The following is a 9,501-nucleotide window of genomic DNA, read 5'->3' as shown; positions in this document are numbered from 1 at the left end:
CCACCGGCGCGGTTTCCTCCGGTTCAGCAGCTGCAGGGGCGCTGGCCACCGGCGCGACTTCCTCCGGTTCATCAGCTGCAGGGGCGCTGGCCACCGGCGCGACTTCCACCGGTTCATCAGCTGCAGGGGCGCTGGCCACCTGCGCGGCTTCCACCGGTTCATCAGCTGCAGGGGCGCTGGCCACCGGCGCGGTTTCCTCCGGTTCGGCAGCTGCAGGGGCGCTGGCCACCGGCGCGGCTTTTTCAGGATCTGCAACGGCAGCGCTGTCAGTCGAGCTGTGATTAACGTCAGTAATGTTCGGGTTATCAGTCGGCATAGTGTCTACCCTGTTCATTTGATTAATGGCTCCTTCTACCTGCAATCTGACTTGCTCCAGCCCTTCAGAGACATGCAAATCGTTGTAGTCAGTAAGCCCTTCTTTCGGGTTGCTAAAGGCAGGGACCAGAACATGGCCGGCAGTCAGCTCTGCAGCTTCTGTCGCTTTTTCTAGCCCAACGTTCTCGTCTTTATAAATGTCATTGTCAGCAAGGAAGTAATGAGTGCTGTTTGGAAAGGTGTCTTTCAGGCGGCCAGCAACTTCCACCATGTTGCCGGCATTAACCGTCATGATCACAGGCTGATTGATGGCTTCGCTGATACTGGCTGCTGTCGCATATCCCTCGGCATAAAGCAGGTTGTCACCATCCTTCAGTTGACCACCCACAACGAAAAAACTCCCCCATGCCTGGCCGTCTTTTTCAAGGTGTTTACTACCGTCGGACCAGATGCGCTCAAGGGTCCTGAACTCGCCATCAGCATTAAACAGAGGGATCACAACGTTGCCCCGCTCATCAGCTTTAAGGCCGTTAGCGGCAATGACCTGTTTGTTTTTCAGGTATGCCAGATCTCCCGTGGCATCCGGAAGCCGGTTATATTCTTCCATCAACCGGTTAGCGGTCTGATCAAACTTATCCGCTTGCGCTGCAGCTCTTTGTTCACGCCTTGCCGCAGCATCAGCACGGAGCATGGCCATTTGTTCAGGGTTAGGGGCTGCGCCGGTAGATACCCATTTCTGAATTTCACCACCGTTCTTATAGTCCCTGTACCACCCTGCAGGTCGGCCATCCAGAAAGGCGGCATACACCCCCTTTCTTGAACCAGCTTTACCGTCCACGGTATCGACATAATGCTTCTGGCCATCGAACTCTATGGGGTCTTTGATAATGGCACCGCGCTCTTCAAGCCACGCCGTAAATTCATCTTCAATGGCCTGAATATTCAGGGGCGGTTCTTCGATCACTTTATTGGGGTCAAAAATCCACTCTTTCAGCCGGCTCAGGTTGGCCCCCGGCTGTGCATACCACACCTTTTCTTCCTTCACGTAGTCCAGAGCATTACTGCCATCAGCCAGTTTGCCGGCCGCACGTATTGCACGTTGGCGATCGTCAAAGGGAATACTCAGACGGGTTCTTTCAGTTGCAATTTCAGGTTTCGCCATACTGTCTACCCCTGTAGTTATGTGTTATCGCTGAGAGCGCCGGTACCACCACGGCCGCCCGGTAAGTTTTTTCCCGCGGATAACCCGGAGAATGACCTGGTACAGCACCGGTAACGTGTAGCCCATCATGGCCAGCAGAAAGTAAAAGAGAACCACACAGGTGCAGATAACAAAGGTTTTTACTGACGGGAACGGAAACCAGATGAAGTACACAAGAAACGAGATAACAGGCACACCAAAAACCGTCAGTGGCCGGCCGGCATAACGCCATTTGTTAATGTCCATACTTGCCCTCTTTTAACGCCAGATAGTCCATATATCCTGCGACCTCGATGACTTCCGCTTCGTCGATCAAACCTTCCTGGTGCATTGCCCAGGCGTTCTGAATCAGACTGCGGTTTTCAGCGATCAACAGGTCGTCGATGTAGCGGCCCCACTTGCTGTAATCAACGTCATAGAGTTTGCGGCGCAGGCTGTTATCAATGACGAGATATTCACGGACAGCCTTGCGCCGGCCGTCTTTTGTTTTAAGCAAGCGTTGCACGATGATGTAAGAAAGGATACTCAGCAGGTCAAAGGCGGCAGCTTCACGCATTTCCGGCGGATAGTTCTGCAATGATCGGGAAATGGCTTCTCCGACCGTTTTGACGTGCAGTGTGCCAAGACAAAAGTGGCCGGATTTACCTGCCAGTACAGCAGCTTCAAATGACAGGCGGTTAAGGAGCTCACCAACCCCCATAATCTTCGGAGAACGACGGAGCCCGGAGAGAGTGATAAAATTGTGGAAGGAATCAATATCGCGCCCAATCTGTGACTGTGCCGGCGCCGGCGCAATCCAGTCTCGACTTCCCAGGCGATACTCGATGGGATCTTCAACCGTGATGATTTTCCGGTCCTGGTACGTTTCACCGCAATACTGGAAGATGCTGGCCATCAGGGTTGACTTGCCCGATCCCGTCTCGCCGCATATCAGTCCGAGGCCGGCAGCCGGCAACAGAGAATTAAACAGGTCCGGCTCAATACCCATTTGTTTAAGCTGAGGAATAACCTCATTCAGAACACGGAGTGTCAGAGACATTGCCGCTTCTGTTTTATAAATATCGGCCTGAGTAAAGTTCGCGCGGAACCGGCGGGTTTCGCCGCGGCCGAGTCCAATCGTGCCCGCTTCATCACCTCTTAGCTGGATAGCGGTATTAACGACCGCAGCACTTTTCAGCGTCCCTTTGATCTCCTGACCGAACACCTTATCAACGGTACGTTCCAGCTCCAGGTTGTCGAGCGGGTAAGATGTCATGGGCAACTGGCGCCCATGACGTTCTACCCAGATTTTATCTCCGCCCTGCAACAGAATATCGGACACTTCATTGTTTGAGCAGTGTACGAGAAAACGTTCCAGCGTCTGGGGCGTCAGCGTTGGACCAAAATTGAATGCTTCCATCTACTGCCCCTTAACGTATGGTCGGTTTCCAGCTGCGTTTGTTGATGTCAAACTCAGCTTGCTGCTTCATACGTTTCGTTTTATCGCCCAGCATGAGGCGGTTTTTATCCCCTGTAACTGTTTGCTGCTGCTGTGTGATGACTGGAGCCTTAATCATGCCCTGCTGCAGTAGCGTGCTGTAGCGCAACATGCCGGTGTAATCCCGTGTGAGGCGATTGAAATTAGCAGTGAATATCTCATCAGCTTTTTGGCGACCGTCAGACCAGCCCAGCGCGACAGCTTTTTTCCAGATATCACGTTGTTTCCCGTCCTTCGGCATTGCAGCCGGTTCAGGCAATTCGATCCGCTGCGCCATCAGCCCGGTCAGAAGATAGCTTTTCCAGGTCGGTGGGTTACTGACAAAGCGCGCCGGCACCACAATGTCATAGGCACGGTTGGCCGTTCGGATTTGCTCATTGGTAATGTGTGCAACGTCTTTAGCTTCAGCAATGACCGGAGGCAGGTAGCCTTCAGAAGAGATCAGCGGCTGGAACGAATACATGTAATCAAGGTTGCTGCGCTGATTTTCCAGCGCGGCGCGAATTTCTTTAGCGCGTTCTGCCTTTCCGCCGCGAAATCCAATGGTGTGCGCTGCGTCGTTTAGCATACTGCCAGTAACATCGGCCTCATCGTCACTTTGGCTTGGCGGGTCCATGTAGTAATCCAGGCCTTTAACATCGGAGTCGTCCGCGCGTGCAACGTTCGCAGCAAGCAGCGGTAACGTCAGAAGCACGATCAGTTTAAGTTTCATGGGCGGGTCCCTCTGAGGAATGAACCTTTCTTCGATGGTGTGAGGTAAAGCAGCTGCAGTTCACCGGGTTTCTGGTTGATGGTGGCACGGTACTGCGTTTGTTGTCGGATCAGGGTCAGCAACTGTTCAAACGTAACCTTCGAACCACCAACATCGATATTGAGTGGAAGCGGTAACTTGATCCCCTGACTGGTGAATTGAAGGCCACGCTGTTTAGCCAGTTGCTCCAGTAATTCGTAAGCATCACCCTGCCAGCTCACACGAACATACTGACTGTTTGCATTGATAATGGTAGGGAATTTGTAACGGGTCCTGTTAATGGCTCCAGCCTGGTAAAGCTCATCCTGTGCGAGTTTTATCTTAATGGCTTGCTCACGCAATTCCTGATCTACCAGCTGCTGTGCAGAGATTTGTTTTTCCTTTTCGCTTTGAGAGGCACACCCGGCAAGAGCTAACACAGAAACGGCCGCGAGGACCGTTTGCATTTTGATTTTCATTTCTTACTCCATTTTACTTCGGATTGAATTTGTCGTCGCTTTCACTTCTGAATTGCATTTCATTTTTACTATTATTTTGCTCACGAATCAAACGATGTTTCTCGTTTTGAGCATACGCCTGCTGAGCGGCATCTGTGAAGGTAATGCCCTGCGCGACAGGGTGATTGTGGTTCACAGCTGCATCGACGATACGATTACAGCACAGTTCCTTAAACTCGCCGTCACCATCAACACGAACAGATTTGGCTTTACCAGCAATCGTTAATGCAATTGCAAGGTCAGCCGTTTTCTCTTTGTCGATTCCATTACTTTCTGTCAGCACAATATGACCACGATCAGCCGCTACCGGTTTACCGTCGCGCTCAAAGATAACAGTACCGTCTTTCAAAAGCCGTGGCTTGACACCATGACGTGCTGAGGCCATTACGGCCACATCATCACGATCATGACTGGTGATGGCGTTAAAGGTACGGTTGAACCCGATCTGCTCAACCAGTTGCTGTTTATACTTCTCCTTCTTCCTGGAGGAATAGGCAAAGCCCCTCATTTGGCTGAGCGCTGCCTTATCACCCTTCAGTGCTTCCTGTTCGACCCACTCCCGGTAAGAAAGCCGTGGGTTAGCCGCCCTGAAGCCGTTGCGTTCTTCACGCAAGCTAAGACGCAGATTGGCAACCGCCTGCAGGCGTTTGAACTCAGCCAGGTTGTACATCAGCTTTCTGGTATGAGGATCTGAAACAGAATGCCGGACGTTATTTTTCACCAACCGGGTATGTTGGGCAATTTTCCGGTATTCATCGGCGATGCGATCCTTATCCGGAGAATATATCGGTAAATTGTTTCGGTAGGCGCGATAGCGACCCTTGAGCAGCATTCTTTCTTCTGCGCGCTCAATTTTACGCTGCAGACGTTTATTGGCATCTCGACGATAAGCACCAGGGGTATATGCGGTTTTAAATACCGATACTTTGGCCGGTTCAATATGTGAAGGCTGGTATTCACCAAAGCGCTCTTCCATCGACTTCAGGGTATATTGCGCCTTGTTAAATACCAGACTCGCCTTAACAGCCGTCTTCTGGTTTTGATGTTCGTGGGTAATGACGTAGCCCTTTTTCCCCTGTGCTTTTTCGACACGAAGACCGATGTCTGCAAATGTCTTATGCACATCATCCCAGCTTTTGGCTTCACGAAGCCCAGCTGAAACATGGATCAAGTTTTGACGACTACCGCCTACCTGTTCATCACCAACGATATAGCGATAGAGCGTTTCAACCCCCTCTTTATTCTCCATCTTGTTGATGCGATCGAGTGAGCGCCAGTTGCCCCGCTCTTTCTTGCTGTGAGGGTTCCGGACAATCTGTTGACGGTCATTAACCACATATGCACCGTTTGAATGGGACCAACCATTCTTCAATTCCAGTAAGCGGCACGCCTGATGAAGAGTGTCTTTGGTAAAGCTCGATGAGGCTGCTTTATATGTCTGGGGATTGATGCGGTTAACAGCAACATGCACATGCAGGTTATCTGTATCCCGGTGGATGGCAGCAACATACTGGTGATCGGACATGCCCATCGATGCCAGTGTAAACTTCACCGAATCGAAAACCTGATCATCATTCGGCTTTTCATAGTCAGGCCATGAGAGAACATAGTGCATAACTGGATCTTTACAGCGTGTGCTTTGCTGAGAAACTGAATTCATTTCCTGTGCTGCACCATCGAGCGAGAAGGTATTGTACTGGCAGGTAACATCACCAACCACAACACGCTGTACACCTGGCTCAACATCCACCGGTGTGCTGATCACTTTCTGCTTACGGGTCAGGTAATTGTTTAACCCTTCGAACATATCTGATTTAACAGCCAAAGCCGTCTCAGGAGTAGGCTGAACTGTATCAGTCAACTCCTGAGACGGCTTGTCTGCCATGTACTTAATCAGCTGACCAAAGCTGGACTTTTTGTCCCTTCGGCCCTCAATGATTTTAGGTATCACCATCCATCTCCTGTTGCAGTTTCTGTGCGGCCTTTTTGACCTCGATCAGAATCTCTGAATACTCCTTGCTATGAACTCCGGCACCTTCGTTAAACAGATGTTTTTGAAGGGCTGTTATCTTTACAAGAGCGGCAAGTGCATTGTAATTGCCTTTCGATTGAATGCGCTTTCCAAGCCCAGATTTGATAAGATATTGACTAAGACTAAGCCCTGCTTCATGGGCCTTTTCGGTGAGTTTAGCTTTCACTTCTGTGGAACATCTCACCTGGATTCGATCGTCTGTTTTTCTGCTCTCGCTACGGCTCATCAGATAGCTAACCTCGTTAGGGGGTGTCGGGGCTTGCCCTGACCAAGACGTTTTTGGACGGCCGCCGCGTGTCGGCGGTACTCCAAAAACACATCTTGTCCCGTACTTAAATACCTCATTGAATTCTACCATCGGCGAGGTTTGAAAGCCAGCAGCGAAGGGCCTGGCAGGCAGAGCAATTGAATCGTGCCGGGCATCATGTAAAATCACCCGAATAGCCTGGGTCGATTTTCTCCGGTTCGGCATGGCGATTTTGACATTATTGGGAGGGCATATGCCTGCAAAAAAGAAAGCATTTTATAGCAGTGAGGACATCGGAAAATTCAAAAGCATTCTCGACGACTTGCCTGATGTGACGTCGGAAAGGCTTGAGAAAAAGCACGTACTCGACGAGCTTAAGTCTGACATTAAGAAGCTGAAAGATTCGAAAGGATATGAAGATAAAGAGATACTGAAATTCCTCAACGATGCGGGTTTTTCAGACGTTACATTACGTGATATCAAGGACATTACTGCCGGACGAGTTGGAAAAAAAAGAACCAGCAACAGCCGAAAAAAAATCACTGGAGTTGACGAAGAGCAGCGCACACAAAATAGCTCTACCGCTCAGAATCCTGACGCTTCAGGTCCGCAGTATTAACCTTCACCTTTCACATATAGCATCCCACATTATGATATAGCTCCCGGCCTGTCAGGCCGGGCATGGGTGCTGCCTGTTCGTGTAATTGTGCGTGCATACTTGTCACCGTTCCGGTGACAAGGGCACTCATTGGCCGGAAAAAAATTTTCCGGTTCCGCTGCGATGCAGCGCTCAATGGTGCGCACGTTCAGGGCCACGATCCGCCCTTGATCCCGATAAATTTACAGGGAAAGGAGTCCGGGCAAGGATATTAAAAAGGGGCGCATACAGCGCCCCTGAGACAGTTACAGATTACATTGCGGCTTCTTTAATCCGCCGGAACACTGCCAACCAGAAACGGAAGTGATCCCATTGCGCTGCGTTCATCGGATGCGACTTTGTTTGCACTCCGTTTGCGACATCTTCAGCATAGTGTATAATCCACAATGGCATTTTGAACCTCACAATTTAAATTGCCTACCCAGCCGGATTGTTGGCGCAATCCGGCACCTTTTCTGGATTTCAATGATTCATCACCTCCTTCACATCCAGAACCAAAAAGTTATCGTTAGCGTGACGCTGCCCTACGATGAAAACAGCATCAAAGCGACTTACTGCAACTACGTTTAGTTTGCCTGTAACCTCCTTTCCGTTGATGTTGATGGTTTCATAGAGCACCTCGTATTCCTTCGCAGAATCGGAATACTTCTGCTCTTTCCAGTTTTCTATCTGTGCGATCAGCTCCGGGGCCAGCTGCTGACGAACACGGTTTAGTTCATAGTCACGATTGAGAATCAGGCGGTAATCTTTAATTAGCTGGTTGATAACCTTGTTCTCATCCCACTCGGATAGCAGTGGGCACTGTTCGCACTGTATAACACCATCTTCAATCAGTTTTTCTCTGATGCCATTAACTACCTGTACAGCACTTAATTCACTGTCGTAGTTCTTTTTAATTTCTTCGCTTCCCGGATATACCATAGCGACATCATTAAAATGGCTTACGATTAATTCTGACACAATAAGGGTATAAACCTCATAAGGGTATAAGGCCGCCATAATATTCTCTCCACGTTATTTACAGAGCGTTTTAATCAATATCCACTTTTAAACTTCACGATTATTATACGTCTAATGAGCCATTGCAGGCAAGAAAAAAATGCCCCTTTTCGAGGCAAATTTTTAACCGGTTTACCACTCCCAAACGGTCAGTTCTGGCACCTGTTCCGCATCCCGGTCAAACCAAATCCAGTCGAACCCGGCACCATTTAACGCGGCTATATTATCCAAAGCACTTGCACTGATCCCCGCCCTGGTTAATTCCACTCGCCATTGTTCAGTAGCAGAAATACGCAATATCCACCCATAGCGATTTTTCTCGATCCAGAACAAACCTTGACCGGACAAGTCATCGTTACAGACCTTGTCCAGTAGTTCCGCGTCTTCTTTTTTTACATGGCCGGTACTGACGACCGCCACCCGATATTGTTCACTGATATTCATACTCCCCCCTCTGGATTGGCGGCCCGCGTCCTGCGGGCCGTTCTAACTCAAATACTCACTGCGGGTAATCATTCATATCCGGGAACGGCGGTTCATCATGATTTTCAATGCCTCCCTGGCCTTCTGCACTGGTGTTACGTGGCCCAGCTCCCGGCAGCATCTGCATTTCGCCGTTATTATCGATCACAATTTCCTTATTGCTGCGCATTTTGCCGTCTGTCCCTTGCCATTTGTTATTACGAATGCGCCCGACAAAATACAGCATCATACCCTTTTTGAAGTACTTCCCAGCTGCTTCGGCTTTCTTTCCAAAAATGACAATATCATGCCATTCCGTTTCTTTTTGCTCCTTCCCTTCGTTGTCGCTGTAGCTGATTTCTGTAGCCAGCGTCAGGCTCGCAATGGCCGTTCCGTTTGGGGTGTAACGCACTTCTGCATCTTTGCCAGCACGCCCCATCAGAATCACTTTGTTTTCGCCACGTTTCCACATAATACACCTCATATATTTGATGTTTATCAGTAAAAAATGGGAGGATTAAGGGGGATTTCTCCCCCTCTTTTTCAGTAAAACTTCACGTTCGATTTCAGGGCTTTTTCAAAGTCTTTTACAAAGGAATTTGCAAAAGTGTAATCACGATGAATAAGCTGTTTTGTTTTAGGATTTCGCCACTCAACCTGCACTGATTCGGCTGAGTATTCGATCACCTCGATTTGATTTTTCACACCGAGATAATCAGCAATTGCCATTACGGCATTCACTTTTTTTTGGTCTGCTTCTTTCATTTCAACTCCTTCGCCAGTCGGGGCGCTACCGCGAAAGACTCAACTGCCTTTCGATGTAATAATTATACGTCTAATGAGCCATTTTATCAACTCATCA

At 49.4% G+C, this 9,501-nt stretch carries 12 protein-coding genes; 1 reads left to right on the top strand and 11 read right to left on the bottom strand.

Translation table 11 applies throughout. The features are described 5' to 3' along the window. The 7 genes from HX884_RS07495 to mobA all read right to left on the bottom strand — a co-directional run. On the bottom strand, positions 1-1,477 hold a 1,477-nt coding region (locus HX884_RS07495; protein ID WP_256737105.1), incomplete at its 3' end, for a toprim domain-containing protein. A 24-nt stretch (positions 1,478-1,501) separates the two neighbouring features. Continuing rightward, positions 1,502-1,762, bottom strand: a complete 261-nt coding sequence (gene icmT, locus HX884_RS07490) for an IcmT/TraK family protein (RefSeq protein WP_004187310.1) — start codon at positions 1,760-1,762, stop codon at positions 1,502-1,504. Next, complete coding sequence (gene traJ / locus HX884_RS07485) at positions 1,752-2,915, bottom strand: plasmid transfer ATPase TraJ (RefSeq protein ID WP_004187313.1); 1,164 nt, start codon at positions 2,913-2,915, stop codon at positions 1,752-1,754. Before traJ ends, icmT begins: the two co-directional genes overlap by 11 nt. 10 nt (positions 2,916-2,925) lie before the next feature. Further along, positions 2,926-3,705, bottom strand: coding sequence for a type IV secretory system conjugative DNA transfer family protein (locus HX884_RS07480; RefSeq protein ID WP_004187315.1), 780 nt, complete (start codon positions 3,703-3,705; stop codon positions 2,926-2,928). Continuing rightward, a complete protein-coding gene (locus HX884_RS07475; RefSeq protein ID WP_004187320.1) occupies positions 3,702-4,202 on the bottom strand; it encodes a DotD/TraH family lipoprotein in 501 nt (166 codons plus the stop codon). Before HX884_RS07475 ends, HX884_RS07480 begins: the two co-directional genes overlap by 4 nt. A gap of 13 nt (positions 4,203-4,215) precedes the next feature. Further along, a complete protein-coding gene (traI, locus tag HX884_RS07470; protein ID WP_004187323.1) occupies positions 4,216-6,195 on the bottom strand; it encodes a TraI/MobA(P) family conjugative relaxase in 1,980 nt (659 codons plus the stop codon). Then, a complete protein-coding gene (mobA, locus tag HX884_RS27555; protein ID WP_172740549.1) occupies positions 6,182-6,709 on the bottom strand; it encodes a plasmid mobilization protein MobA in 528 nt (175 codons plus the stop codon). Before mobA ends, traI begins: the two co-directional genes overlap by 14 nt. A gap of 34 nt (positions 6,710-6,743) precedes the next feature. Here mobA and HX884_RS07460 point away from each other — a divergent pair, with 34 nt between their 5' ends. Next, entirely contained in the window at positions 6,744-7,139 is a 396-nt protein-coding gene (locus HX884_RS07460) for a hypothetical protein (protein WP_019725163.1), read from the top strand. 501 nt (positions 7,140-7,640) lie between these two features. On the opposite strand, the gene HX884_RS07455 is transcribed toward HX884_RS07460, so the two are convergent. The 4 genes from HX884_RS07455 to HX884_RS07440 all read right to left on the bottom strand — a co-directional run bounded on the left by HX884_RS07455 (position 7,641) and on the right by HX884_RS07440 (position 9,404). Beyond that, on the bottom strand, positions 7,641-8,177 hold the full coding sequence (locus tag HX884_RS07455) for a hypothetical protein (protein WP_004187332.1): 537 nt from the start codon (positions 8,175-8,177) through the stop codon (positions 7,641-7,643). Between the two features lie 132 nt (positions 8,178-8,309). Next, on the bottom strand, positions 8,310-8,621 hold the full coding sequence (locus HX884_RS07450; protein WP_004187333.1) for a hypothetical protein: 312 nt from the start codon (positions 8,619-8,621) through the stop codon (positions 8,310-8,312). A 55-nt stretch (positions 8,622-8,676) separates the two neighbouring features. Next, complete coding sequence (gene ssb, locus HX884_RS07445; protein WP_004187334.1) at positions 8,677-9,111, bottom strand: single-stranded DNA-binding protein; 435 nt, start codon at positions 9,109-9,111, stop codon at positions 8,677-8,679. A gap of 71 nt (positions 9,112-9,182) precedes the next feature. Further along, on the bottom strand, positions 9,183-9,404 hold the full coding sequence (locus HX884_RS07440; protein WP_004187336.1) for a hypothetical protein: 222 nt from the start codon (positions 9,402-9,404) through the stop codon (positions 9,183-9,185). Between the last annotated feature and the right edge of the window lie 97 nt (positions 9,405-9,501).

Source organism: Enterobacter sp. SECR19-1250 (assembly GCF_013391025.1).
Classification (GTDB): Bacteria; Pseudomonadota; Gammaproteobacteria; order Enterobacterales; family Enterobacteriaceae; genus Enterobacter; species Enterobacter cloacae.
This window is presented reverse-complemented; position numbering and strand designations above follow the sequence as displayed.

Excerpts from the sequence above, each read along its gene's own strand:
- HX884_RS07480 (WP_004187315.1), bottom strand. The coding sequence starts at position 3,705 with ATGAAACTTAAACTGATCGTGCTTCTGACGTTACCGCTGCTTGCTGCG.
- ssb (WP_004187334.1), bottom strand. The coding sequence starts at position 9,111 with ATGTGGAAACGTGGCGAAAACAAAGTGATTCTGATGGGGCGTGCTGGC.
- HX884_RS07460 (WP_019725163.1), top strand. The coding sequence starts at position 6,744 with ATGGCGATTTTGACATTATTGGGAGGGCATATGCCTGCAAAAAAGAAA.
- traJ (WP_004187313.1), bottom strand. The coding sequence starts at position 2,915 with ATGGAAGCATTCAATTTTGGTCCAACGCTGACGCCCCAGACGCTGGAA.
- HX884_RS07440 (WP_004187336.1), bottom strand. The coding sequence starts at position 9,404 with ATGAAAGAAGCAGACCAAAAAAAAGTGAATGCCGTAATGGCAATTGCT.
- HX884_RS07475 (WP_004187320.1), bottom strand. The coding sequence starts at position 4,202 with ATGAAAATCAAAATGCAAACGGTCCTCGCGGCCGTTTCTGTGTTAGCT.
- HX884_RS07450 (WP_004187333.1), bottom strand. The coding sequence starts at position 8,621 with ATGAATATCAGTGAACAATATCGGGTGGCGGTCGTCAGTACCGGCCAT.
- HX884_RS07455 (WP_004187332.1), bottom strand. The coding sequence starts at position 8,177 with ATGGCGGCCTTATACCCTTATGAGGTTTATACCCTTATTGTGTCAGAA.
- traI (WP_004187323.1), bottom strand. The coding sequence starts at position 6,195 with ATGGTGATACCTAAAATCATTGAGGGCCGAAGGGACAAAAAGTCCAGC.
- icmT (WP_004187310.1), bottom strand. The coding sequence starts at position 1,762 with ATGGACATTAACAAATGGCGTTATGCCGGCCGGCCACTGACGGTTTTT.